Here is a 22,768-nt window from a genome sequence, read left to right on the forward strand (position 1 = left end):
AATGGCACAAGAAAAAACAATCCATGATATTCAAGTACCCTATGGGGCTACTGGTGAAATGGTTGCAGTAGCCAAATTCTATGTCGCTAACAAATTAAAAGACGGATTCACAAAAGAGAAGATGTTCAAACACTTTTCTATGAGTTCCAAAACCTATTACAAATGGCTAGAGAATAAAGATTATCAGAAATATATCAATGAAATGGAACACATTCTTCTTCCACAAGATGAGTTGGAAGCCGTGCAGAAGATGAAGAAAAAAGTTATGGCTTTTGCTGATAAACAAAGTGTTTCTTCAGCAGAAATGAAGATGTTTATGGATGTGTTTGGTTATGTGGTTGAAGCAGACAACCGTATTCAAGCAGAGAAGCTTGGAATAAGTAAAGACGGAACAGGCACTTCAGCACCTAAATCAGTTGAAGAAAAGAAAAGTCTACTATTAGAACGATTAAAAGGATAGGGTGGTTGATTATTATGAGTAAAGCAATGTTGGACATTATCGAAGGCACTAAAAGATTAGCTGAAGAAAGAGAGATAAGGGAGAAGGCCCGTATTCAGAAGGAAAGGACAGAACGTCAAACTGGACCTACTGTAACAGAAGAAATTGAAGCTGATACAGAAGAACAAACTAAACTTGAAGGGGAAGATAACCATGAGTAAAGCGACAGTAATTAAAGCATGTGAAGGGATTTTTGAAAAGGCTGAACAGATTAAAGAAAGCTATGCTTTAGCATTGGACCGTGCGAAGGAAGAACAGGCTGAACTGGTAAAAGCTATTGCAGAAGGTGAAATGCATCTTGAAGAAGTCTACCGAAATTACGTTCTAGGAATTGTAAGTCTTGATGCTTACCAGCAAGAACAGAAGCTTCTTCAGGATAAGAAAAGCGTATTGAATGTAACAGGTGAAAAAATTAAAGATGTGGACAAGCTGATGAAAGAAGAATTGGCTGGACTAGTGAAAAAGTTCAAAGAACTTGGTCCTGATTATGCCAAAGTGAACAATAAGAATAAGGCTGAAGGCTTTGCAGATATTCAGGAAGCAAAGAAAAATTATCTTCAGGCACTACATGAAGCACAATTAAAGATTAAGGAAACGGCACAATATTCAGTTATGATTGGTCATTTACAAGTAGATGCTGGATTAAAAGATTTCAATTATACAAGTCGTGAAGGTGAAAATACACAGATTCTTTCACGTGCCTATGATTCTTATAAAGGTGCAGATGTATCAGCAGAAGAAGTAAGAAATGCATATTGGAACGGTAAATAGTATTTAATGGGTGGTCTGCTTTAAGGCAGTTCCACCTTCTTTTTTTTATAGTCATTTTGAATATTAACTTTCAAAACAGAAAAGGGGAATTTATCAATGAAGGAATTAGTGAAAAAGGTTACTTCTTATATAAAAAATATGTTCAAAAGTGAAAAGCAGCGTTCACCAAAACCGACTAAAAAACACCGATATATTTTGAGAATGGATGCTTTAAAGATGGATTTGAAAAGAGTACTGGAAGCAACTGATGAACGTAAAAAGGAAGCAGAACCACGTGTAATAAAGTTATCTGATGAATATGAAACCGTGTTTAAAGCTTATGATTCAGCTTATAAGGAGAATGTAAAAGGTTACTTGTCTGATACGGACCTATTAGAGAAGAAGAAGGAAACGGAACCAGTAAAGGCTTCCTTAAATGAAGCAGTTGCTGAACTGGATAAACTGAAAGAGTTCGAGAAGGAACAGGTTATTAAAATCACTGGTGAAATGGCTTCTCTAAAACATAAGTTTGTTATAGCAATTGCTTCAGAATCTAGCCGTAAAATGAAGGAACTGGAAAGCATTAAAAAGGACTATATGCAGAAGCTTTCACAAGTGGGTGAAGAATTCCAGGAAGTAAAGAATACTGAAGGATTGATTGAAGGGTACCTTACCTATTACGGATTATCTTACAGTAAAAACATGATGGAAGAATATGAAGCACTTACAGAAGAAACACCAGTGACAGTTGAAGAACTAGCTTTCACTGAAAAAGAAGTTACTGAAATCTTAATCGGAAGAAAATTATATTAAACCACATAAAGAAACCCTGATTCAGTTGGTGAAATACCTTCTGTTTTCAGGGTGATTTTTTTTTGTTAAGCAAAATTGCTTACCCATAATTTTACAATTAATTCTGTTAAAATAAGTGTTGAGGTGATTAAATGGAAACTAAAATTATAAAACAAATTGAGAAAATCTGTAAAGCTGATGTTGATATTAAAGCCACTATTTTACTTGAGTTCTCTAAGGCACATTCAAAGGTACTAAAAAAGTTTGAAGAAACCCGTGATACTGTTGAACTATTTAACGAGTTAAAAATAGATGGGGTTTTCGACTTTGATTCAATGATATTAGAGTACTGGGGATTTGAAGATACTGATGACGCAGTAAGTGATATTATACAAACTTATATTAATTCCAGTAGGGAAGATAGAATGGATATCATGAAAAAAGAATTAATAGAAATCATTTTAGAAACTTGTGATAGTAACTAATAGAGTAAATAGGAAGAATAAAAATTGAAAAATGAACCAAAATAGGTTGCAGTTGGTTGACGGTTTGGGTAAAATTGAGTTACTGTAATTCACCGTCATGAACTGGTGAGATAAATAATCCCTATGAACAAAAACAATCCTTAAAAACTACAACAAACCTTAATATATCAACGTTTAGTAACTTTTCATCTCCGATTGCGGGTTCACCATCGATAATCCGAACGCCATCGCATCATGCGGATGTGGATCATCGTTCGTGACGGCGACGAATAAGGGTACGCCGGAGAATTGCTGATAAATTAAAGGGACGGACCTCCAATTTGGAGGTCCGTCCCTTTTTCGTGATTAATGGATATTTTTTAGCGCTTCTTCAATAGGTGTGTCACCACTCAGGATTTCGAATACTTTATGGTTCGTTTCTTCGATGGTCAGGGAGTCGACGAGTACTTTCGCGACATCTTCACGTGATATGTCTCTGCTTTTGTCTTCAATGGAGGTAGAAGCTTCAATCTTTCCTTTCCCTTCATCCAATGAAAGGGAGCCAGGTCGGACGATTGTGTAATTCAGACCGCTTTCTTTCAAATAGGCATCCGCTGCTCCTTTCGCTTTCAAGTAAAATTGCAGGGCATCCGGACCGCTTGACGGATTATCTGCACCCATTGAGCTAAGCATCACAAAGCGCTCAATCCCCATCTTCTTCGCATAATCCACTGCTTTCTTTGCACCTTCCTGATCGATCGCAAGTGTCTTATCGTCTCCTGTTGAACCACCGCTGCCAGCAGCAAAGATAACGGCATTCACATTTTCGAGTGCGTAGGAGAAGTCCTGTTCGAGATCTGCGACAATCGGTCTTGCCCCCAGGTCTTCCATATCCTTGGCCTGTTCTGTCTTTCGAATCATAGCTCTCACGAAATGTTGACTGCTGTTTGAAAGTTCTTTCACTATGTGTCGGCCAGTATGACCGTTTGCTCCAATAACTAGTACATTCATGCATCCATCATCCTTTATCTAAGTTTTTTATCTTATTATTGGTCTACCCATTCACTGTAAAAATAAACAATTTGATGGGTCGATGTGAAGAGGATGGATGTTTGACACATTTTTTCTGTAATTGGATATTCTGTTTCATAAGAGCGGGAATCTTTTTGCTTTTTTCACTTAGGGTGTTCTCAATATTCCCGCTAGTAGAGATAAAACGTGGACCGTTCCTTTCCGCTCCAGGCACTTGCTTTCCGCGGGGCGGGCGGTGAGCCTCCTCAGCTTCGCTTCCGGGGTCTCACCTGTCCCGCTTCTCCCGCAGGAGTCAAGTGCCTTCCGCTACAATCCACTCTGTGCGAAATTTTAAGCGCTTGTATCCCAAACAATCATCAAACGCTAGGCTAGCTCAAAGCGGGAGCGGTTCCCCTCACCATTCAGCACTTACTGATTGACAGAGCCAAAGCAGACCTTTAATTAAAAATCAACTATCTTTGTGAAGAGAGCTAATAAAAAAGAGGGTCAGGAATAGATATCCTGACCCTCTCTCATAGTGGTCTTTAGTCTGAAAACATGGATGTACTGTGCATTGGTTGGACTCTTGCTTTTGGATCCATATAAGCTTTGGCATTATTGACCGCTGTCGGTGCTTCGCCAAATCCGCTGGCAATGAGTTTGACTTTCCCGTCATAGGTACTGATATCACCTGCTGCATAAATGCCTGGAATATTCGTTTCCATTCTCGAGTTAACGACGATTGAATTCTTTTCGATTTCCAGTCCCCAATCCTTGATCGGACCAAGAGATGAAACAAAGCCAAAGTTCACGATCAGCTCATCTAGATCAATAATCTCCTTCTCGTCACCCTTTGTTTCTTCCAAAATCAGCTGATTGATTTTGGTCTCATCCACAACCAGCTCTGAAGGAACATAAGGTGTTTTCAGTTCTACTGTTGAGTTGTGCAAATTCTCGACACTATGTTCATGGGCTCTGAATTTATCTCTTCTGTGAACGAGGTAGACTTTTTCTGCAATCGGCTCAAGCATAAGGGCCCAGTCAACGGCAGAATCACCACCACCACAAATGACAACCTTCTTGCCTCTGAAGTGCTCCAGGTTATCAACAAAGTAATGAAGGTTCTTACCTTCAAATTCAGATGCATGCTGGAGTTCCAGGCGTCGAGGCTGGAATGCACCGTTCCCTGCTGTGATGATGATCGTTCTGGAAAAATGAATCTCTTTATCGGTTGTGAGCTTAAACATGCCATCAGCCTGTTTTTCTACACCTTCCACGGCTTGCTCAAGACAAATCGTCGTCTCAAACTTTGCCATCTGCTCTTTTAAATTATTGACAAGATCCTGGGCTTTCACTTTAGGAAAACCGGCAACATCATATATGTATTTCTCAGGATATAGAGTGGCTAGCTGCCCCCCGAGTTGTGGTAAACTTTCAATGATCTTAACTGATGCTTTTCTCATGCCGCCATAGAACGCCGTAAACAATCCTGTAGGACCGCCGCCTATGATTGTAATATCATACACTTTTTGATCTTCCTTCAACTAGATCCCTCCAACAATTAAGATGTATTACATTTTAATTTATTCTATCATAGAGCAATCGATTCTTCACAGTAATTGAAATTATAATTGGGAATAATCAGTCTTTTCGGGGAGTGGTTTTCATACATTTGGGGGAGATGGATGCTCATCCGCTTTTCGAGTTGTCCAGCTCCGGCGGCTAGTCCCTCGAGGTCATAAGTCAAGAACGCCAAAAAGGCAAAGTGCGCCTTTCCGGCGTTCTCGTCTTATGCTTGTCGGGCCTGAGCAAGCCGCCTCCGCTTTTCGATGATGTCCAGCTCCGGCGGCTAGAGGCTCGAGGTCATAAGTCAAACCAGCCAAAAAGGCAAAGAACGCCTTTCGGTCTGGTTCGTCTTATGCTTGTCGCCTCTGAGCAAGCCGCCTCCGCTTTTCGGTGATGTCCAGCTCCAGGGCTTAGAGGCTCGAGGTCATAAGTCAAACCTGCCAAAAAGGCAAAAAGCGCCTTTCCGGCAGGTTCGCCTTATGCTTGTCGCCTCTGGGCAAAGCCCTTCCGCTTTTCGGAATATTCTTAAGTTTTCAATTTCCTATATATATCTTGAAAATGCATTGTAAAAAGAATATTATGTAATGTAGGCATAATGTTAAGAATTTATGACAATTCTCGCATAAGTATGTAGTAGTTCGTGAAATAGGTCACATACTTTATTGTTTATCGTTTTTATTTATTTTTCATACAATACTTTCCTTTTAAATGAAGGAAAACTTCTCGTTTGATTTGTTTCAGTTTCTTTTCTATAGGGAAAAAGGTAATAGCGTCAGATTGAACGGGATAAAAAAGCATGATGTGGAGGACTCTAAGAGTATCCAAAGCAAATTTATCAAAAAAGGTGGATGTGATTCAGTTGAGAAAGCCCAGAATCGTTGTATTAGGTGCAGGTTATGGTGGATTAATGACGGTAACTCGTCTTCAAAAGCAGTTAGGTACAAATGAAGCAGAAATTATTTTAGTTAATAAAAATGATTATCACTACGAAACCACTTGGTTACACGAAGCTTCTGCAGGTACACTTCATCATGATCGTGTACGCTACAACATTAAAGATGTTGTCAACACAAGCAAAGTAAACTTCTTACAAGCTACTGTTGAAGATATTAAAGTAGAAGAAAAGAAAGTCATCACAAGTGACGGTGTAGTAGAATTCGATTACCTTGTTGTTGCATTAGGTGCAGAATCTGAGACATTCGGTATCCAGGGTCTTCATGAGCATGCATTCATGATTTCGAACATCAACTCTGCCCGTCAGATCCGTGAGCATATTGAATTACAATTTGCTACGTATAAAAACGAAGAAGAGAAAAAAGACGACCGCCTTACAATCGTTGTAGGTGGAGCAGGATTCACTGGAATCGAATTCTTGGGTGAATTAGGTAACCGTGTTCCTGAACTTTGTCATGAATATGATATCGATCGCAAGAAAGTACGCATTGTGTGCGTGGAAGCTGCACCGATGATTCTTCCTGGATTCGATCCTGAGCTAGTGAAATACGCGCGTGCCAAGCTTGAGAAAAAAGGTGTGGAATTCCACATCGGAACGCCGCTTAAAGAAGCGAAGGCTGACAGTGTCTTAATCGCTAAAGGTGAAGATGAAGTAGAAGAAATCAAGGCTGGTACGATCGTATGGGCTGCAGGTGTACGCGGAAACTCCATCATCGAAAGAGCTGGAATCGAAAACATGCGTGCCCGTGTGAAAATCAGCAAAGATCTTCGCGCTCCAGGCCATGATAACATCTTCATCATCGGTGACTGTTCACTAATGATCAATGAAGAAACTGAGCGTCCATACCCGCCTACTGCACAAATCGCGATGCAGCAAGGTGAAGTATGTGCCCGCAACATTGCTTCTTTACTGCACGGTAAGGATCATTTGGAAGAATTTACTCCAGACATCAAAGGAACAGTTTGTTCACTGGGTGAAGACGACGCAATCGGTGTCGTTTACGGTAAGAAAATCACTGGAACAAAAGCTTCGTTCATGAAGAAGGTAGTCGATAACCGTGCGCTTTACATGGTTGGTGGACCATCCCTTGTCTTCAAAAAAGGAAAGTTCAAATTCTTTTAAGCTCTAATGAATAAAAAATGAAAAAGCAGGGTGGATTCCGCTCTGCTTTTTTATTTGGGTAAAATCGAGGAAAACAATTCCCCTACACGAAGTGCAAAATGTTTTCTTAAAATTCTGTAAATTTTAAGAAAAAAAGAGATAATGAAAGAAAAACATAAATGTATTCGCTTTCTTAGAGGTACATCCCCTATAATGTCCCTTTTCTTTATTGGAGATAGATGATATATTATCAGAAAATTAAGAAATTAAAGAAAAGGGAGAGGGAATTATGAGAGCTACTGCAAGTACTAAAACGAAATACTGTCTATATTGTTCAGGAAAAGGATACTTTCAGTTAGTATTGGGTGGTTCTGAAACGTGTCCGTGCTGCGGAGGCAGTGGGAAGCAGAAATAAGCCCTAAGAGATAGATGAAAAGCAGACCTGATGAAGGTAGATACTTCTATTGGAGGTATGGATCCTGATTCGGGTCTGTTTTTTTTGTCACCTGATATGAAACATATGTTTATTTTGTGAATAAGCTACAAATCTTCTTGAAAATATTGACGCTTCATTACACTCGGGGTACACTAATCTTTAGTGTTTATGGAGGTGTAAACGGTAAAATGCCTATACATGTAATGTTAATTTCGATGCTTCTATTTTTTGTTTTATTTTTCGGAATAGGCTTTTTGTTAAATATGTTATTGCGTATGACGTGGATAATGGCGATCATTTATCCTATTGTTGTCATTTTTATTGTGGATGATGTTCGTTTTATAGATTATTTCCGAAATGCAGGAGAGTCGTTTTCTGAGTTAGGTACGAAAATCAGCCATCTGGCTGTAGCCGATCTTGTGATCTTAGGAAGTGGGCTGGCAGGAGCGATTCTTTCAGGAGTCGTAATGAGGATCTTAAGAGCAAAAGGATATCGAATGTTTTAACCGCATCCGTTTAACCGAGGGATCCTTCCCTAAGTTGAACGGTTTTTTTATTATAGTTTTTTTCGGGAATTGTACATACTAGTTGAAGTGGGAAATAGGTTAAATCTACTGCAAGGTCGCCTTTGAGCGATGAAATTCATCTATAAGGAACGCTTAAAACTATAACCTGAATAATTTCCAAATATTGAAACTATTCGATTTTTTTCTCAATTTATGCATATATCTCCTCCTGGTTGGGAAGTATTAAAGGTGGGAGGAGTGAATACATGAATTTGTTTAAAACATGGACGAAGAGATTCGTTATGGTCAGTTTGTTCATTCTGGCACTGGGAACTACTTTTCAATCAGTCTCCGGAGTAGAAGCCCAAACCTTTAAAACCTGGTTGATGGACAAGGGTGACCGTGATCAAACCAATTTGAATTATAAAGAGCATCAGACAAATCGTTTAGGATTGTCATTTAAATTTCTTAAGAGGCTAGCAGGCTTTGAAACTCAAATTTCTGCGAGTACCCCCGTTGAACCGAGGACGTTGGAAGAGTCGGTTGATTGGGATCAGTATACGAAGCATAAGGTTGTAGCCACAGGCTATACAGCCGGGATTGAATCGACCGGGAAGAATCCTGGGCATCCCCTGTACGGAATTACATATTCAGGAGTGAAAGTGAAACGTGATTTATATTCTACGATTGCAGCCGATCTTTCCGTTTATCCTATTGGTACCATTCTTTTTATCCCCCATTATGGATATGGGGTTGTAGCCGATAAAGGGAGCGCTATTAAGGGGAATAGACTGGACCTCTATTATGAGACAGTCGATGATGTGTATAATGAATGGGGTAAACAGACACTGGATGTGTATATGATCCAGATGGGTTCAGGAGAGTTATCCGAACAGCAATTAGTAGACCTTAATGAAAATAAATCCATGCAGGTGTTTAGACAGCAGATTTTATCGCCTAAAGAAGAATAATCAGGAAAAGCACGCAGTTCACATCATGAACTGCGTGCTTTTTAACGTAACTGTTCCTCTTTATACAATTCTGGATGAAGCATCCCGGCAAGCTTGACGGCTCCCTTTAATAGAAGAGGGGACGGCCTGCAATAGAGGGCTTCTTCCAGGACGAAAATTCGATCCTGTTGAACAGCTCTCATGTCGTTCCATCCTGGACGCTTCTTCACGATATCTGGGTTGACCCGTTTCTGCTGAACGCCGACCCAGGCAAGACAAATATAGTCGGGGTCACGCTTTTGTACATCTTCCCAATCCGTTTGAACACTCGCAAGATCCACATCTTCATATAGATTTCGTGCCCCGATCATCTCGCTCAACTCGGTCAACCAGTTGAGCTTACCAGGGGTGAACACTGGCTTTGGCCACCATTCCCAGTAGAGAGATGGAGGATGTTGAACCCCGGAACTAATCGTCTTTAAGCGTGTTACGGTTTGCAGAAATTCACTCTGACGATTCATGGCATGTTCTTCCATTCCACACGCTTTCCCAACCGTTAAAAGATCGTCTGCTATATCAGAAAAGCTCTGAGGATTTAACGTAATGTGGGGGATGTTCCGCTTATCCAGATTTTCTATGTTTTTTTCCATACCGGGTACACTTAATGAAGAAAACACTAAATCAGGCTCCAAGGACTCCAGCTTATCCATATTAATGGAGAGATCCGGTCCGAGCCTGGGAAGTGATTGGACCTCTTCAGGATAATCGGAGTAATCATCGACTCCTACGAGGAGTGGAGTTAATCCGAGGTAATCGATTATTTCTGTATTACTTGGACAGATCGAAACAATTCTCATCGTGCCACTCCTATGCATAAAAGAAATAATGAAGAAGAAGGGTCAGAATAATCCCGGAAAGTCCACCAAAGAACACTTCAATGGGTTTGTGTCCGAGTAATTCCTTTAACTCCTTGCGCTTTTCCTGTTCAGGCTTGTTCTGCCAGCCTTTTGCTTCTGACATGAACCTTTGGAAATCCACCATCAATCGATTCAGGACAATGGCTTGTTCTCCTGCCTGCCTTCTCACACCCGTTGCGTCAAACATCGTAATGATGGCAAACATGGCGGAAACAGCAAAGATTGGTGAATCGACGCCTACTTCCAGGGCTACTCCCGTAGATAATGCCGTTACGGCAGCTGAATGGGAACTCGGCATCCCGCCTGTTGAGGTGATTAATGACCAATTTAATTCCCTGGTCGCGATAAACTGTATGGGAACCTTAACAAACTGAGCAAAAAAGATTGAAAATAAAGATGCCCATAATGGAAAATTAAAAAATACTTCCATGCTGTGAAATGCCACCCTTTCAATTGTTTGAATACAAATAATGTTCTCATTATATCATACCCTATTTACCTCTTTAATTAACTTTGTGGATCGGTTTGTTAGAAAGTCGAAATAATGGGACATTTTCGCTATAATAGAGGGTGGAGGTGTCGGATAAATGAAATTTTCAATTAATCAAAATGAATTGACAGCTGCTGATCAGGAGTGCCTGGTTGTTGGGATTTACAATCAGCCAACATTTGAAGGGAAGCTGAAAGAGCTTGACCACAAGTTCGAAGGCTATCTTACACAGCTGGTAAAAGACGGGGACATATCTACAAAAGCAAAGAAAGTAACCAAAGTACATACATTTGGTAAGCTCGAAACGAAGAGAGTAGTGTTCGTTGGACTTGGAAAACAAAAAGAGCTTACGTTTGATTCTTTAAAAGAATCGTTAGGGGTAGCCTCAAAAGCATTAAAGGGGATGAAAGTTTCTTCTTTTTCAGTAGCACTGGATACGTTTATTTCTGAAGAAATGGTAGCGACAGATGCAGCTCATGCATTTATGGAAGCCTTTACGATGTCTACATATGAGTTCCACGGCTATAAGAAGAAATCAAATCAACGGGAAGTACACGTAGACTCGATCGAGTTCTTTACAAGCGAAGACTCTAAAGAAGTAGAGACGGCTTTACATATCGGCTCCGCTTTTGGGAATGGAGTCAATTCAGCTCGTACGCTGGTGAACACTCCTGGTAATCTATTAACCTCTACTAAATTAGCCGAATACGCCCTTGAATTAGCGAAGCGATATAACTTTGAAGTGGAAATTTTGGATAAAGAAGAGATGGAACATCTGGGCATGGGCGCACTGCTCGCAGTAAACCAGGGATCCGTTGAACCTCCCAAAATGATCGTTCTGAAGTACAACGGGAAAGATGAGTGGCAAGATGTCATCGGTTTGGTTGGAAAAGGAATCACCTTTGATACAGGCGGTTATTCTATTAAGCCGAAAGATGGAATCGTCGGAATGAAAGCCGATATGGGGGGAGCAGCAGCGGTTCTGGGTGCGATGGAAATCATCGGTGAAATCAAACCGGAACAAAACGTAGTTGCCGTCATTCCTTCAACAGACAATATGGTAAGCGGCTCTGCCTTCAAGCCTGACGATGTGATTACATCAATGAGCGGTAAAACCATAGAAGTGTTAAATACAGACGCTGAGGGCCGTCTCGCACTAGCTGACGGTATGACCTATGCGAAGCATCAAGGAGCAAATTATTTAGTGGACGTTGCAACTCTAACCGGTGGAGTCATCATTGCTCTGGGTGAAGACAAAACGGGGGCACTCACGAATAATGAAGCGTTCTTCGAGCAAGTGCTGGAAGCGTCAGGGGAATCTGGCGAATACATCTGGCAGCTTCCTTATACGGAAAACGACAAGAAGCGTGTTCGTGGAAGTGATATTGCCGACTTGAACAACTCACCGGGACGAGCAGGTCATGCCATCATGGGTGGGGCCTTTGTCGGGGAGTTCGCTGAAGGTCTTCCTTGGGTACATCTTGATATCGCCGGTACGGCAACGACGAAAGGCAGCTATGAACTGGGTCCGAAAGGCGGAACTGGTGTCATGGCAAGAACGCTTGCACTATTAGTTGAGCGCTTTGTACCTTTGGAAAAATAATGTAACGGAATGAAGAGTCTTTTTTCAGTGTTTAAGCACGATGACACTGAAAGAAGGCTTTTTTTGTGATATACATAATTTGGATTGAATGCGGCAGCTGAAATTGCAGGAGACATAAGATTCTAGTTTGGGATAAGCGGGTAATCCGGCCGATAGGGGAGGAAATGCCGCCGTTTTTGTCAGGATTCGGCCGTTTTTAATCGAATGGGAGCAGGTTTTTTCAGGGTCCGGTAAAATTTCGTAAGTAGGCCGGTCGTTTTTGACTGCAATCCAGCCGTTTTCGATTAAAATCCGGCCACTTTCACGAAAAATCCAGCCGTTATTAAACAGAATCCGGCCAAAATGTGAGAAAATCCAGCAGTTTTTGACCATAATCCAACCGATTGACATTTAATGGAACTTCAGTCTGGCAGATCCGGCCCGACCAACTCAATCTTCGAAATGAACCCAATATTATTTTGAAAAATTCACCACTCCTCTTTTACTCTGCTAAAGTGTTGACAATCTCTCTTTATCTTGTTAAAGTTGAAATCGTGATTTTATTACTCTACCAATTTAGCATACTAAAGCAAAACGATATATCGTTGCATGGAGAATTATGAGGAGGAAGGTAGTTATGAACGCAGTTGTTATAGCGGTTCTTGTCATGCTTGTACTAAGCTTGGTACGCGTGAATGTTGTATTCGCTCTGATCACTGGTGCGTTAGTCGGAGGATTGACTGGTGGGCTGGGATTAAACGAGACGATATCCGTATTTACTGAAGGAATCAGCGGCGGGGCAAGTATCGCCCTAAGTTATGCATTACTGGGTGGATTTGCGGTGGCGATCTCTTACACGGGAATCCCCAATCTACTTGTTGACTGGGTACTTAAAGTAGTTGGAAAAAAAGGCGATTCCAGAAAAACAGCGCTTTCGAAAGCACTTATTGTTTTATCTATATTAATTATGGCTTGTTTTTCACAAAATGTGATTCCGATTCACATTGCTTTTATTCCTATTTTGATTCCACCTTTATTGAAGGTGATGACAGAGTTACGGATAGACCGACGTTTAATCGCATCTGTGATTACGTTTGGTTTAACGGCTCCGTATATTCTATTACCTGTAGGATTTGGCTTGCAGTTCCATGAAATCATCGCTCAAAACATGGGCTCAAGCGGCATGGGAATTGCGTTAGGTGATATTCCGAAAGCGATGCTTCTCCCTGTAGGGGGAATGGTGATCGGGTTACTCATCGCCGTGTTTGTGAGCTACCGTAAACCACGGGACTACAATGAAGCAGAAGAAGTGATCGCTGAAGAGAAGATCGTTTATAATAAAAGAGCGATGATTTTTGCTCTCGTTTCCATCGTAGTCGCCCTATATGTTCAGCTTCAGCTGGAATCAATGATCTTTGGTGCATTAGCCGGTATTGCTGTTCTTTATATTTCCGGGTCGGTTAAATGGAAAGAGGCCGACGGGTTACTGAATGAAGGAATGAAAATGATGGCTTTCATAGGCTTTGTGATGATTACGGCATCAGGCTTTGCTGAAGTGGTAAAAGCAACAGGCGATGTCGAAACATTGGTTGAAACGACTGCTGACGTGATCGGCGGAAACCAGGCATTGGCTGCACTTATCATGTTGATTGTAGGCCTTATTGTGACAATGGGCATCGGATCATCATTTGCTACGATTCCAATCATTGCAGCCATCTTCGTACCACTTGCCATGGAGCTTGGATTCAGCCCCCTCGCAACGATTGCGATTGTCGGGACCTCTGGGGCACTTGGTGACGCAGGTTCCCCGGCATCGGACAGTACGCTTGGACCGACAGCCGGATTGAATGCGGATGGTCAGCATAATCACATTTGGGACACGTGTGTACCAACATTCTTACACTACAATATTCCACTGATACTATTCGGCTGGATTGCAGCCATTATTCTATAAAAAAAGCAAGGGACATGTGCCCTTGCTTTTTGTTCTTTCACAGCCGGTTCACCACTCATAAAGTGAATGACCGCCGATGGGAACTCGGCGGGTTATTAGGTTCGGCACTCTTAGGTCCAAGACCTTATGATTATCGGAACTATCCACCATACGGCAAATAGAATAATGAGAATAGCAGTGTCATCTATGACACTGCTATTCTTGCGTAATAATAAAAAAAGCGATGCCGTTCACTACATCGCTGCCCTACATCCACCGGACAATCACAATCAAATGACAGCAATCCACCTGGCCAAGTTTCTCATCGAAGACTAAACGCACACCGTCAGGATTAAATGAGACGACGGGCTGTACTTTTGTGCCGATGGTTTGAAGTAGCTTATGTACTTCAGGAAGGTTCGATTGCTGTGCAGCCCTCATAAATTTTGATGAAAAATCATCTGAGGTTTTAATTCTTTGGAGCACTTTTTGGGCATCCTCCATCAAGCTCAATGTTTTACCTGCTGAAGACATAAACGTTTTGGTTTCAACAGGGGGATAGTTGCGGTTGTAAGAAGGCTGTGCCCTTGAATAAATAGGAGGATAGGGGCGTTGAATGGGCGGATAAAAAGGATGGTACCGATACATAACATAACCCCTTTCTTAGGAATGCTCTAAGGAAATGTATGAAAATGAAGAGGGAATTATTCATGAAACAAAAGGTGGAAGGGGAGAGCGGCCAAGCCCTTTTAGGCAAAATAAAGGATTTTCACAGCCACTATAGAACAGATAATAGAGAAGAAAATATTATGAGGTGATCACATGAACATGGAAAATACATTAATCAGCACGTTAGGAATTGAGTTTGTCGAACTGGGAAAAGGAAAAGTAATTGCGACGATGCCCGTAAATGAAAACACGAGACAGCCATTCGGATTCCTTCATGGAGGAGCATCAGTGGCACTTGCAGAAACGGTTGCGAGTGTTGGGGCGGTGCAATTAATTGATCTGGATAAGGAGATCTGCTTCGGTTTGGAGATCAACGCCAATCATATTAAAGCGAAGCGTGAAGGCCTTGTTACTGCTACAGGAACGGTGATGCATCAAGGGAGAACCACAATGGTTTGGGAGATTAAGATCACGGATGAGGACGATCAATTGATCTGTGTTTCAAGATGTACGATGGCAGTTGTGCCAAAACGCTAAACGGAATTCTTACATATCCAAATGTTTTAAAAGTGAATAAATGGGAAATCAATAACTAACCATTTGATTAGGAGGCTATATTTAATGAGTTGGACAAAAAATGATTATCCTGATTCACTGAAAAACCTGCCTGCGGATGTTCGGAACAAAGCCATTGAGATTGCCAACGCCCTTCTCGATGAAGGGTATGAAGAGGGACGAGCGATTGCGATTGCCACCGACCAGGCCCATAAGTCTGAAGAAGGAAATGCTTCGGATAAAACCGAATATCATGTCAGTCCACATGACAACGGCTGGCAGTTAAAGAAAGCAGACGGACAACGTGCCATCCTGGTAGAAGAGACAAAGGATAAGCTGTTATCAAAGGCGAAGGACTATGTGACGGATCATTCCGGCACGCTTGTTGTACACAAACAGGATGGAAGTGTAGAGAATCACTTGTATCAACAATAAGGAAAAAGGCTTGACCACTCGAGGAGATCCTCATGAGGTCAAGCCTTTTTGTTTCGCATAAGCTTGTTATTGACTGTTTTGGCGGTCATATTCTTTTTTATCTTTTAAGTCATCCCGAACGCTTTTATCCCAAAGCTTAACCCCGGAATTATAGGCAGCTCTTGAGATGAGGTGTCCAGCAACAGGTGCCGTCACAAAGATGAAGAAGATCGTCAGAATCAGTCTCGAATTAAAGTGTCCATGCTCCAAATAAAAGTAAAGGAATGTTGCCAAAAGAATCGACATCACGCCCAGTGTCGCACTTTTAGAAGCAGCATGATTTCTCGTATATACATCCGGGAGTCTCAGCAAACCAAAGGCAGTGACCAGGCTGAGAAACCCTCCTACTACTAAAAAGAACCCGATGAAAAATCTAATGATCTCGCTCACGTTCGATGATCTCCCCTTTCTCTAAGAACTTTGAAAAGGCAACGGTTCCTAAGAAAGCCAGAATCCCAAGAAGGAGAATAACTTCCAGAAAGGCGTAAGTATCGAGCATCATGGATACGAGGGCGATGATGGCAATCAGATTGATACCGATTGCATCTAGGGCTACCACACGGTCAGGGGTGGTTGGCCCTTTCACAACCCTGTATACAAGCCCCAGCATGGATAGGGAGACGCATAGCAGTGTGATTTGAAAAATCGTGTGTAACATTAGCGACTCACCTCCATAATGGCTTTTTCAAAGGAATTTTTAATCTCATCAATGGCTTGATCCACATCAGGGATATCGATGGCATGGACATAAAGAATCTTATTATCATACGATACATCCATGACGAGTGTCCCGGGTGTCAGGGTAATGAGATTAGCTAATAAGGTAATCTCCCAATCTGTTTTTAAATCTGTCGGTAAAGCAAAGATTCCCGGTTGGAAATCAAGCTTCGGTCTCAGGATCGTTTTTAAGACCGAGATGTTAGCAAGGATCAGTTCTTTTAAAAACAGGAAGAATAACTTGATTACGGCAGCCACGCGTAATAAATAAAACCGTGAGCCGAAAAACCTTCTGAATGCAAAAATCACAAGCAATCCTAGCAAATAGCCAATAATAAATGACTGAGAAGTAAAGGACACCGAAAGAAACATCCAGACAAAGGCCAGGAAAAAGTTTAATAAAATTTGAAATGCCATTCTACATTACTCCTTTAACACTGCGTCTATATAAAGATTCGGATTCACCAGTACTTCTGCTGCTTGTGAGAATAGAGGACGGACCGCCTCGGCACCAAAGCCGTAACATACAGCTAACAAGACGAGTATTGCGGAAGTCATCCATAAGTAACGAGCGTGACCTTTTGAAATTCCGTTGTATTCTTTCGGAGTTCCCCATATACCATTCAGGAATATTTTCACAACAGAATACAGTACCAATAGACTTGATGCCAGAATGACACCAGCACCTACATAGGCTTCTGCAGCAAAGCTTCCTCTTAGAATTAATAGTTTCCCTATAAATCCACTCAAAGGAGGGATCCCTGCCAAGGAGAAGGCTGCCACGAGGAACGTCCAGCCGAGCCACGGGTACTCTTTAATGAGTCCGCCCATTTTCTTGAGGTTGGTTGTCCCGGTTATGGCAATCATCACTCCGACCAGGAGGAACAGAGCCGCTTTAATAATCATGTCATGAACGAGATAGTAAACCGCCCCTTCTAATGCTTCAGGGTTCATGGTCGACACCCCGAACAATATCACACCAACTGCAATGATGATGTTGTAGATGATGATCTTTTTAACATCCCAATACGCGATGGCCCCGATACAGCCAAGGATGATTGTCAGGATGGCTAACATGCTAAGGATTTCATGAGTAAACCCAGTATCATGATAGAAAAATAATGTATACGTACGTAGAATCGAATAGATCCCTACTTTTGTCAGTAAGGCTCCGAACAAAGCAAGCACCGGTGTTGGTGGTGCATAATAAGAGCCAGGCAGCCAAAAGTAAAGCGGGAAAATCGCTCCTTTTAATCCGAAGACCAGCAGGAACATGATAGCGATCGCGGTAAGTATTCCCGGTTGATTTACTTCAGCAATCTTTCTCGAAATATCTGCCATATTCAATGTACCGACTACAGAATATAAATACGCGACAGTAATAACGAATAAAGCAGAGGAGATGACATTCACGAGAATGTACTTGATCCCCTCACGCAATTGAGCCTTTGTTCCACCGAGAACTAATAGTACATAAGAACTCATCAGCATCACTTCGAAAAAGACGAAGAGGTTAAAGATATCCCCGGTTGTAAATGCCCCGTTCACTCCCACCAACAGGAACTGAACAACAGGGTAGTAGTAGAATCGTTCTCTGTCTGCCCCTATGGACTTAAAGGAGTACAGTAACACGACCAATGTGATGATGCTAGTCGTCGTCACCAGTAGAGCAGAGAGCATATCAGAAACGAGTGTAATCCCAAAGGGAGCCACCCAGCTTCCTAAGTTAATCGTTTGTATTCCATCATTATTGATGGTGTTGATGAGTACAAGGGATGCTGCAATGGTAGCCAGAGTCGATAGGCTTGAAATTCCTCGTTGTACCTTCACATATTTGCTGATAAACATTAAGATAATCGCCGTAAATAACGGGATTAAAATAGGTAATATTAATAAGTTAGTCATTTCCTTCGTTTCCTCTCATCTGATCCATATTATCCGTTCCAAGCTCTTGATATGCCCGATAAGCAAGAACAAGGAAGAAAGCTGTCACTCCAAAGCTGATAACAATCGCTGTTAAAATCAATGCTTGTGGTAACGGATCGACATAAGATTTTGCGTGTTCTCCAAGAAGAGGTGCAGCTCCTCCTTTTAGGCCACTAATGGAAAGAAGTAAAAGATGCGCGCCGTGACTCAACAATGCTGTTCCAATAATGATTCGGAGCAAGCTTTTGGATAACATTAAGTAAACGGCGATCGTAATAAGAATTCCGACAACAATGGCCATTAATATTTCCATTATTCGCTCACCCCAATCGTTTGAATAATGGTCATCGTGACACCGATCACAACCAGATACACTCCCGTATCAAATAAGACGGCTGTATGCAGAGATGTCTTTCCTAACAGTGGAAGATGGAAATAATCGTACGCATGAGTCAGGAAAGGCACATCAAACAGAAGTGCCCCCGCAGAAGTTGCTACTGCCAGGAGTAAACCAATCGCAGTAACGATTTTATAATCCACCGGCAGGATAGTAGCTACTGTTTTGATATCATACGCCAACAACAGTAATACAATCGCTGCCGAAGTCATCAAGCCTCCAATAAAGCCTCCACCCGGGGTATAGTGCCCGGCGAAGAAAAGTCTCAGAGAAAACAGGATAATGATGAATGCGACAACGTTCGTTACGGTTTGTAAGATGACGTCATTCGTTTTTGTTTTCATCCTTCTTTCCCCCTTGTCAGACGCAATTTAATCATGGAGAAAATACCAAGTGCGGCTATCGCCAATACACAAATTTCAAATAATGTATCAAATCCACGGAAGTCAACGAGGATAACGTTTACCATGTTCTTACCGCCAGCTTCTTCATACACATTCTTGATGTAATAGCTTGAAATCGAATCGGAAAGTTTTGTACTGTATGCAGAAATTGCAAATAAAGTAACGACCAGTCCCACACCTATCGCAATCAATGCATTTCCAAGCTTAAATCTCATTCGTTCTTCATGCCTGCTTAATGGAGGCAGATGATAGAAGCAGAGTAAGAATAGAGCAACAGACACGGTCTCGATCACAAGCTGTGTCAGAGCAAGGTCCGGAGCACGGAATAATACGAAGAATAGAGAAACCGTATATCCGGCAGCTCCCAGCGAAATGATGGACGTTAATCGGGATTTTGCAAACAAGATGGTAACCGAGCTGATAACAAGTAAAAGCGCTATGGCCACCTCATAGACTCCAATCGGAGCCAAATCATCCGTATTGATCGCAAATGCTCCTTTAAACCACAAACTAAACAGTAATACGGCAATTAAGAAGGAGAAAATATATACGAGATACGTACGGATAAACCCTGTCATATAGCCTTTTGTAAAGTTGTAAGCTCCGCGTTCGGTTCCGATTAATCCACCATCATAAAATGAATTCAACGTGAAACGTTCCGGTATCCAAGAGTATATTTTTCTCCATCTTGGAAGTAGGAGATATAACAGAATTCCAAATAGGATGACTCCAAAGGTCATAAACAGTTCAGGCGTAAAACCATGCCAGAATGAAATATGGGTTTCGACTGCATGTCCTTCTTGTATCAGGCTGGGAGTAATGGAAGCTACTGCCGGAGCGATAATACGTTCGGACAGGATATTTGGAAAGAAACCAAAAATAATCACAAGTGAAGCCAGGATAATGGGAGAAATCAGCATTCCAAGTGGAGCTTCATGTGGTTTCTTTTCCAGTTTCTCCGGTTGATGCTTACCGGTAAAGGTTTTAAACACCAGAATCATGCTGTAAATAAACGTGAACACACTACCAACCCAGGCAAGGATCGGGAAAATCATACCCACTGTATCCAGGTTGAATATATCCATTTCAAGGACCCTTACCATCCCGGTAAAGAACATTTCTTTACTGAGGAAGCCATTGAATGGAGGAAGTCCTGCCATGGAAAATGCTCCGATCATCGCAATGGTGAAGGTGATCGGCATGAAATTCATCAACCCCCCAAGCTTACGGATATCCCTTGTTCCTGTTTCATGATCAATAATTCCGACCACCATGAACAAGCTTCCTTTGAAGGTGGCGTGATTGATCAAATGGAAAACGGCAGCAAGGGTAGCAACCATATAAATATTTTCATCTAATTGACTGTAGTGGAGAGCAGCCGCGCCGACTCCCAATAAAGACATGATAAGACCAAGTTGACTGACGGTTGAAAATGCGAGTATTCCTTTAAGGTCTGTTTGTTTCACCGCATTAAAGGAACCCCAGAATAGTGTAAAGATACCGAATCCACCCACAAGCCACAGCCATACACTTGATTCAGCAAATACAGGACTCATGCGGGCAACAAGGTAAATTCCGGCTTTAACCATTGTGGCAGAATGCAGGTACGCACTGACCGGTGTCGGTGCCTCCATGGCATCCGGTAACCAAATGTGGAACGGGAATTGAGCGGACTTCGTGAAAGCCCCCAACAGGACAAGAAGTAATGCTGGAAGGAAAAGTGCTTCTGTCATCAGCTGATCGGATTGCATGACTAATTCCCTGATGCTGAAGGTCCCGCTCATCAGATAGAGAAGTAAGAATCCCCCAAGCATGCTCAGTCCACCAAAGACGGTAATGAGCATGGATTTCTGGGCTCCATATCTTGACCGCTCACGGTGATACCAGTAACCGATCAATAAGAACGAGGAAATGGATGTGAATTCCCAGAACATATAAAGAACGATCAAGTTATCCGATAGGACAACCCCTAACATCGCTCCCATGAACATCATTAAATATACATAAAAGTTATGTAGCTGTTCTTTCTTCTTATCTAAGTAATAAATCGAGTACAGGACAACCAGTGAACCGATCCCTGTGATAAGCAGGGCGAACAGTAATCCCAGTCCGTCAACGTAGGCGATGAAGTTGATACCAAAGGACGGCATCCACTCCAAGGTTTCCTTGACGGTATCTCCATTCTTAGTAATGGAGATGAATTGAAAAAAGTAAGTAAATAAGGCGACTGGCAATAACAAAACGAACCAACCGGTATGTACATTCCGAAATGCCTTATAAAGAAATGGAATGAGTATGGCAAATAAAAAAGGCGAAACAATAGCCCAGTGTAACAAAGTCATATAAAACCCCCCTCATGTGAAATTATTTATTCTAAGCATGGTCTAATGTCTTTCCTGTTTTTAAATATGGATCTTCTTTCAAAAACCTCGACCGAAGCTGAACCTCAAAGAGCATTATAACGTAAAAAATAAATGCGTGCATTACTCAGGATTCCATTCGTATCAGATTGTTCATGAAGTATTAAATATGTAGATAGACGGAAAATACCACCCGGAAATTTGTTGGTTTTTTTCCGGCAATCCGACCGATTACAGAATAGTTTCGGTCAAATTGGAGAATCCTATCCATAAGGTGGTGAAGTTATGAAAAAGAAAACGGTAGCGGTTACGACCATATTCTTTACTTTTTTTGGCTTTGCGTGGTTAATTGAATCACAAGATCGGTTTAATAGAGGCATGATCGAAATGGAAGACCCGACCAGTATGAACATCAGGCCTGTTCAATACGGTGAAACGGAAGAAGTGGAAGAAGAAATAACGAAAGACCCCATTCGCCAAAGACAACCATTTGGATCGAGAGAATATATCCGAGTCGTACCACATTCCAATCCTCAGCAATAAATGACTGTCCTTTCTGCACTCATAGAAGGGCGGTCTTTTTATCCTTGCAGTGAAACAAGTGATAGGCAAATAGTCACTGTTCCTTCTGTTTCTATACCCTTTTCAAGATACTCATAAACGATTATGATGAGAGTGGTCGAAGAATCGTTATGGGAGAGTTTTTAGTGAAAAATACATACTTAACAAGTTATTTGCCTCTTTTTTCAATATTATTATTTAGCCTTACATTTTCCGTGTATGGTGTAGAAGTATTCGTAGACATCTTTAAGAAAATTGGTGTCTATCCCGGAATGAGGGAATTTTTATCGGATATGCAATTAAAGCTCGCGATTTTGATCTTGTTAATGGTTGCTTTTTTTATGGTATTTGCTGCTTTGAAGCTGATAGCGGAGACGATCAATGGTATTTCGATGTTGTTTTTCTCCTTGGATTCAGATGGTGAATTGTATAACCGTGTTCGAACAGGCTCGATGATTTATTTTATTGGTGGTCTGGTGTCAGTTCTGAGTCTGAAATCCTTCCTGGGGCTGTTGAGTATCTTTGCTTTGAGCTCTGTCGTTTATTTTATTTATTTTGTATATAAAATAAGTCCGTCCCTCTCGAAAATGGGGCTCTTCGGAGTCGTGGGTTTACAGGTGTTTTCATGGTCATCCTTATTTTTAACGATATTCTTTGTGTGCTTGAAATTATACAATGGCGTGATGGCCAGTTTGCCGGTTATGTCGAAGGTGAAGTTATAGACAAAGAGTCTGCAGCACGTGCTGCAGACTC

Annotated in this window: 28 protein-coding genes and 1 pseudogene; 16 read left to right on the forward strand and 13 right to left on the reverse strand. The window is 41.6% G+C overall.

The features are described 5' to 3' along the window. The first annotated feature begins 1 nt into the window (after position 1). From ACIFOD_RS07510 to ACIFOD_RS07535, 6 genes and pseudogenes are all read left to right on the forward strand, one after another. Positions 2–460 carry a phBC6A51 family helix-turn-helix protein gene (locus ACIFOD_RS07510; protein WP_430314116.1) on the forward strand — a complete coding sequence of 153 codons (459 nt, stop codon included), beginning with the start codon at positions 2–4 and terminating at the stop codon, positions 458–460. Positions 461–474: 14 nt separating this feature from the next. Next, entirely contained in the window at positions 475–660 is a 186-nt protein-coding gene (locus tag ACIFOD_RS07515; protein ID WP_430314117.1) for a hypothetical protein, read from the forward strand. Continuing rightward, a complete protein-coding gene (locus ACIFOD_RS07520) occupies positions 653–1,270 on the forward strand; it encodes a hypothetical protein (protein ID WP_430314118.1) in 618 nt (205 codons plus the stop codon). The genes ACIFOD_RS07515 and ACIFOD_RS07520 overlap by 8 nt, the downstream gene beginning before the upstream one ends. Before the next feature lie 96 nt (positions 1,271–1,366). Continuing rightward, positions 1,367–2,062 (forward strand): hypothetical protein, encoded by a 696-nt coding sequence (locus ACIFOD_RS07525; RefSeq protein WP_430314119.1) that lies wholly within the window; start codon positions 1,367–1,369, stop codon positions 2,060–2,062. Positions 2,063–2,193: 131 nt separating this feature from the next. Further along, positions 2,194–2,526: a hypothetical protein gene (locus ACIFOD_RS07530; RefSeq protein ID WP_430314120.1), complete on the forward strand. Its 333-nt coding sequence runs from the start codon at positions 2,194–2,196 to the stop codon at positions 2,524–2,526. Between the two features lie 199 nt (positions 2,527–2,725). Further along, positions 2,726–2,821 (forward strand): annotated as a pseudogene (locus tag ACIFOD_RS07535) (iron-sulfur cluster assembly accessory protein); the annotation flags it as partial. Between the two features lie 50 nt (positions 2,822–2,871). On the opposite strand, the gene ACIFOD_RS07540 reads toward ACIFOD_RS07535, so the two are convergent. Together ACIFOD_RS07540 and ACIFOD_RS07545 are read right to left on the reverse strand one after the other, a co-directional pair. Next, entirely contained in the window at positions 2,872–3,516 is a 645-nt protein-coding gene (locus ACIFOD_RS07540) for an SDR family oxidoreductase (RefSeq protein ID WP_430314121.1), read from the reverse strand. Positions 3,517–4,061: 545 nt separating this feature from the next. After that, positions 4,062–5,060, reverse strand: coding sequence for an NAD(P)/FAD-dependent oxidoreductase (locus tag ACIFOD_RS07545; RefSeq protein ID WP_430314122.1), 999 nt, complete (start codon positions 5,058–5,060; stop codon positions 4,062–4,064). A gap of 881 nt (positions 5,061–5,941) precedes the next feature. On the opposite strand from ACIFOD_RS07545, the gene ACIFOD_RS07550 reads away from it, so the two are divergent. The 4 genes from ACIFOD_RS07550 (at position 5,942) to ACIFOD_RS07565 (ending at position 9,051) form a co-directional block, all read left to right on the forward strand. Beyond that, the gene (locus ACIFOD_RS07550) at positions 5,942–7,159 is read left to right on the forward strand and encodes an NAD(P)/FAD-dependent oxidoreductase (protein ID WP_428976300.1); all 1,218 of its coding nucleotides are present in this window, start codon (positions 5,942–5,944) and stop codon (positions 7,157–7,159) included. A 268-nt stretch (positions 7,160–7,427) separates the two neighbouring features. Then, positions 7,428–7,553: a YuiA family protein gene (locus ACIFOD_RS07555; RefSeq protein ID WP_172655674.1), complete on the forward strand. Its 126-nt coding sequence runs from the start codon at positions 7,428–7,430 to the stop codon at positions 7,551–7,553. Positions 7,554–7,762: 209 nt separating this feature from the next. Beyond that, positions 7,763–8,080, forward strand: a complete 318-nt coding sequence (locus tag ACIFOD_RS07560) for a YuiB family protein (RefSeq protein WP_262371868.1) — start codon at positions 7,763–7,765, stop codon at positions 8,078–8,080. Between the two features lie 266 nt (positions 8,081–8,346). Continuing rightward, on the forward strand, positions 8,347–9,051 hold the full coding sequence (locus ACIFOD_RS07565) for a 3D domain-containing protein (RefSeq protein WP_430314123.1): 705 nt from the start codon (positions 8,347–8,349) through the stop codon (positions 9,049–9,051). 41 nt (positions 9,052–9,092) lie between these two features. Here the strand turns inward: ACIFOD_RS07565 and ACIFOD_RS07570 are convergent, their stop codons facing one another. After that, complete coding sequence (locus tag ACIFOD_RS07570; protein ID WP_430314124.1) at positions 9,093–9,887, reverse strand: cobalamin-binding protein; 795 nt, start codon at positions 9,885–9,887, stop codon at positions 9,093–9,095. A gap of 10 nt (positions 9,888–9,897) precedes the next feature. Beyond that, positions 9,898–10,377: a divergent PAP2 family protein gene (locus tag ACIFOD_RS07575; protein WP_149157587.1), complete on the reverse strand. Its 480-nt coding sequence runs from the start codon at positions 10,375–10,377 to the stop codon at positions 9,898–9,900. Positions 10,378–10,534: 157 nt separating this feature from the next. On the opposite strand from ACIFOD_RS07575, the gene ACIFOD_RS07580 reads away from it, so the two are divergent. Beyond that, complete coding sequence (locus ACIFOD_RS07580; protein ID WP_430314125.1) at positions 10,535–12,040, forward strand: leucyl aminopeptidase; 1,506 nt, start codon at positions 10,535–10,537, stop codon at positions 12,038–12,040. A gap of 24 nt (positions 12,041–12,064) precedes the next feature. Here ACIFOD_RS07580 and ACIFOD_RS07585 read toward each other — a convergent pair whose 3' ends face one another. After that, positions 12,065–12,430: a hypothetical protein gene (locus ACIFOD_RS07585; protein WP_430314126.1), complete on the reverse strand. Its 366-nt coding sequence runs from the start codon at positions 12,428–12,430 to the stop codon at positions 12,065–12,067. Between the two features lie 226 nt (positions 12,431–12,656). On the opposite strand from ACIFOD_RS07585, the gene ACIFOD_RS07590 reads away from it, so the two are divergent. Next, entirely contained in the window at positions 12,657–13,973 is a 1,317-nt protein-coding gene (locus ACIFOD_RS07590; RefSeq protein WP_430314127.1) for a Na+/H+ antiporter family protein, read from the forward strand. 246 nt (positions 13,974–14,219) lie between these two features. Here ACIFOD_RS07590 and ACIFOD_RS07595 read toward each other — a convergent pair whose 3' ends face one another. Further along, entirely contained in the window at positions 14,220–14,600 is a 381-nt protein-coding gene (locus tag ACIFOD_RS07595) for a hypothetical protein (protein ID WP_397554218.1), read from the reverse strand. Between the two features lie 174 nt (positions 14,601–14,774). Between ACIFOD_RS07595 and ACIFOD_RS07600 the strand changes: the two genes are divergently transcribed. Beyond that, positions 14,775–15,158 (forward strand): PaaI family thioesterase, encoded by a 384-nt coding sequence (locus ACIFOD_RS07600; RefSeq protein WP_044338131.1) that lies wholly within the window; start codon positions 14,775–14,777, stop codon positions 15,156–15,158. Between the two features lie 84 nt (positions 15,159–15,242). Further along, on the forward strand, positions 15,243–15,611 hold the full coding sequence (locus ACIFOD_RS07605) for a DUF2188 domain-containing protein (RefSeq protein ID WP_430314128.1): 369 nt from the start codon (positions 15,243–15,245) through the stop codon (positions 15,609–15,611). Between the two features lie 66 nt (positions 15,612–15,677). Here ACIFOD_RS07605 and mnhG read toward each other — a convergent pair whose 3' ends face one another. Genes mnhG through ACIFOD_RS07640 form a run of 7 tightly spaced genes read right to left on the reverse strand, consistent with a single transcriptional unit; the run spans position 15,678 to position 21,436 of the window. Further along, entirely contained in the window at positions 15,678–16,040 is a 363-nt protein-coding gene (mnhG, locus tag ACIFOD_RS07610) for a monovalent cation/H(+) antiporter subunit G (RefSeq protein ID WP_428976223.1), read from the reverse strand. Next, complete coding sequence (locus ACIFOD_RS07615; RefSeq protein ID WP_113968950.1) at positions 16,024–16,308, reverse strand: Na(+)/H(+) antiporter subunit F1; 285 nt, start codon at positions 16,306–16,308, stop codon at positions 16,024–16,026. Before ACIFOD_RS07615 ends, mnhG begins: the two co-directional genes overlap by 17 nt. Continuing rightward, positions 16,308–16,784 carry a Na+/H+ antiporter subunit E gene (locus tag ACIFOD_RS07620; protein ID WP_113968948.1) on the reverse strand — a complete coding sequence of 159 codons (477 nt, stop codon included), beginning with the start codon at positions 16,782–16,784 and terminating at the stop codon, positions 16,308–16,310. Before ACIFOD_RS07620 ends, ACIFOD_RS07615 begins: the two co-directional genes overlap by 1 nt. A gap of 6 nt (positions 16,785–16,790) precedes the next feature. Continuing rightward, positions 16,791–18,272 (reverse strand): Na+/H+ antiporter subunit D, encoded by a 1,482-nt coding sequence (locus ACIFOD_RS07625; protein WP_430314129.1) that lies wholly within the window; start codon positions 18,270–18,272, stop codon positions 16,791–16,793. Next, the gene (locus ACIFOD_RS07630; RefSeq protein ID WP_044338125.1) at positions 18,265–18,606 is read right to left on the reverse strand and encodes a Na(+)/H(+) antiporter subunit C; all 342 of its coding nucleotides are present in this window, start codon (positions 18,604–18,606) and stop codon (positions 18,265–18,267) included. The genes ACIFOD_RS07625 and ACIFOD_RS07630 overlap by 8 nt, the downstream gene beginning before the upstream one ends. Next, positions 18,606–19,034, reverse strand: a complete 429-nt coding sequence (locus ACIFOD_RS07635) for a Na(+)/H(+) antiporter subunit B (RefSeq protein WP_324745210.1) — start codon at positions 19,032–19,034, stop codon at positions 18,606–18,608. The genes ACIFOD_RS07630 and ACIFOD_RS07635 overlap by 1 nt, the downstream gene beginning before the upstream one ends. Then, positions 19,031–21,436, reverse strand: a complete 2,406-nt coding sequence (locus tag ACIFOD_RS07640) for a Na+/H+ antiporter subunit A (protein WP_430314130.1) — start codon at positions 21,434–21,436, stop codon at positions 19,031–19,033. Before ACIFOD_RS07640 ends, ACIFOD_RS07635 begins: the two co-directional genes overlap by 4 nt. Positions 21,437–21,739: 303 nt before the next feature. On the opposite strand from ACIFOD_RS07640, the gene ACIFOD_RS07645 reads away from it, so the two are divergent. Beyond that, positions 21,740–21,997: a hypothetical protein gene (locus ACIFOD_RS07645; protein WP_397554223.1), complete on the forward strand. Its 258-nt coding sequence runs from the start codon at positions 21,740–21,742 to the stop codon at positions 21,995–21,997. A gap of 164 nt (positions 21,998–22,161) precedes the next feature. Next, the gene (locus ACIFOD_RS07650; RefSeq protein ID WP_430314131.1) at positions 22,162–22,737 is read left to right on the forward strand and encodes a DUF5366 family protein; all 576 of its coding nucleotides are present in this window, start codon (positions 22,162–22,164) and stop codon (positions 22,735–22,737) included. The last annotated feature ends 31 nt before the right edge of the window (positions 22,738–22,768 follow it).

It is taken from the genome of Rossellomorea sp. NRS-1567 (assembly GCF_050467885.1).
In the GTDB taxonomy this organism is placed as follows: Bacteria; Bacillota; Bacilli; order Bacillales; family Bacillaceae_B; genus Rossellomorea; species Rossellomorea aquimaris_C.

What these genes read in the sequence shown, in the direction of transcription:
- ACIFOD_RS07570 (WP_430314124.1), bottom strand. Translation starts at nt 9,887, where the DNA reads ATGAGAATTGTTTCGATCTGTCCAAGTAATACAGAAATAATCGATTAC.
- ACIFOD_RS07620 (WP_113968948.1), bottom strand. Translation starts at nt 16,784, where the DNA reads ATGGCATTTCAAATTTTATTAAACTTTTTCCTGGCCTTTGTCTGGATG.
- ACIFOD_RS07575 (WP_149157587.1), bottom strand. Translation starts at nt 10,377, where the DNA reads ATGGAAGTATTTTTTAATTTTCCATTATGGGCATCTTTATTTTCAATC.
- ACIFOD_RS07565 (WP_430314123.1), top strand. Translation starts at nt 8,347, where the DNA reads ATGAATTTGTTTAAAACATGGACGAAGAGATTCGTTATGGTCAGTTTG.
- ACIFOD_RS07630 (WP_044338125.1), bottom strand. Translation starts at nt 18,606, where the DNA reads ATGGAAATATTAATGGCCATTGTTGTCGGAATTCTTATTACGATCGCC.
- ACIFOD_RS07540 (WP_430314121.1), bottom strand. Translation starts at nt 3,516, where the DNA reads ATGAATGTACTAGTTATTGGAGCAAACGGTCATACTGGCCGACACATA.
- ACIFOD_RS07615 (WP_113968950.1), bottom strand. Translation starts at nt 16,308, where the DNA reads ATGTTACACACGATTTTTCAAATCACACTGCTATGCGTCTCCCTATCC.
- ACIFOD_RS07590 (WP_430314127.1), top strand. Translation starts at nt 12,657, where the DNA reads ATGAACGCAGTTGTTATAGCGGTTCTTGTCATGCTTGTACTAAGCTTG.
- ACIFOD_RS07595 (WP_397554218.1), bottom strand. Translation starts at nt 14,600, where the DNA reads ATGTATCGGTACCATCCTTTTTATCCGCCCATTCAACGCCCCTATCCT.
- ACIFOD_RS07510 (WP_430314116.1), top strand. Translation starts at nt 2, where the DNA reads ATGGCACAAGAAAAAACAATCCATGATATTCAAGTACCCTATGGGGCT.
- ACIFOD_RS07605 (WP_430314128.1), top strand. Translation starts at nt 15,243, where the DNA reads ATGAGTTGGACAAAAAATGATTATCCTGATTCACTGAAAAACCTGCCT.
- ACIFOD_RS07515 (WP_430314117.1), top strand. Translation starts at nt 475, where the DNA reads ATGAGTAAAGCAATGTTGGACATTATCGAAGGCACTAAAAGATTAGCT.
- ACIFOD_RS07520 (WP_430314118.1), top strand. Translation starts at nt 653, where the DNA reads ATGAGTAAAGCGACAGTAATTAAAGCATGTGAAGGGATTTTTGAAAAG.
- ACIFOD_RS07555 (WP_172655674.1), top strand. Translation starts at nt 7,428, where the DNA reads ATGAGAGCTACTGCAAGTACTAAAACGAAATACTGTCTATATTGTTCA.
- ACIFOD_RS07560 (WP_262371868.1), top strand. Translation starts at nt 7,763, where the DNA reads ATGCCTATACATGTAATGTTAATTTCGATGCTTCTATTTTTTGTTTTA.
- ACIFOD_RS07525 (WP_430314119.1), top strand. Translation starts at nt 1,367, where the DNA reads ATGAAGGAATTAGTGAAAAAGGTTACTTCTTATATAAAAAATATGTTC.
- ACIFOD_RS07635 (WP_324745210.1), bottom strand. Translation starts at nt 19,034, where the DNA reads ATGAAAACAAAAACGAATGACGTCATCTTACAAACCGTAACGAACGTT.
- ACIFOD_RS07585 (WP_430314126.1), bottom strand. Translation starts at nt 12,430, where the DNA reads ATGTCAATCGGTTGGATTATGGTCAAAAACTGCTGGATTTTCTCACAT.
- ACIFOD_RS07580 (WP_430314125.1), top strand. Translation starts at nt 10,535, where the DNA reads ATGAAATTTTCAATTAATCAAAATGAATTGACAGCTGCTGATCAGGAG.
- ACIFOD_RS07645 (WP_397554223.1), top strand. Translation starts at nt 21,740, where the DNA reads ATGAAAAAGAAAACGGTAGCGGTTACGACCATATTCTTTACTTTTTTT.
- ACIFOD_RS07625 (WP_430314129.1), bottom strand. Translation starts at nt 18,272, where the DNA reads ATGACTAACTTATTAATATTACCTATTTTAATCCCGTTATTTACGGCG.
- ACIFOD_RS07530 (WP_430314120.1), top strand. Translation starts at nt 2,194, where the DNA reads ATGGAAACTAAAATTATAAAACAAATTGAGAAAATCTGTAAAGCTGAT.
- ACIFOD_RS07600 (WP_044338131.1), top strand. Translation starts at nt 14,775, where the DNA reads ATGAACATGGAAAATACATTAATCAGCACGTTAGGAATTGAGTTTGTC.
- ACIFOD_RS07640 (WP_430314130.1), bottom strand. Translation starts at nt 21,436, where the DNA reads ATGACTTTGTTACACTGGGCTATTGTTTCGCCTTTTTTATTTGCCATA.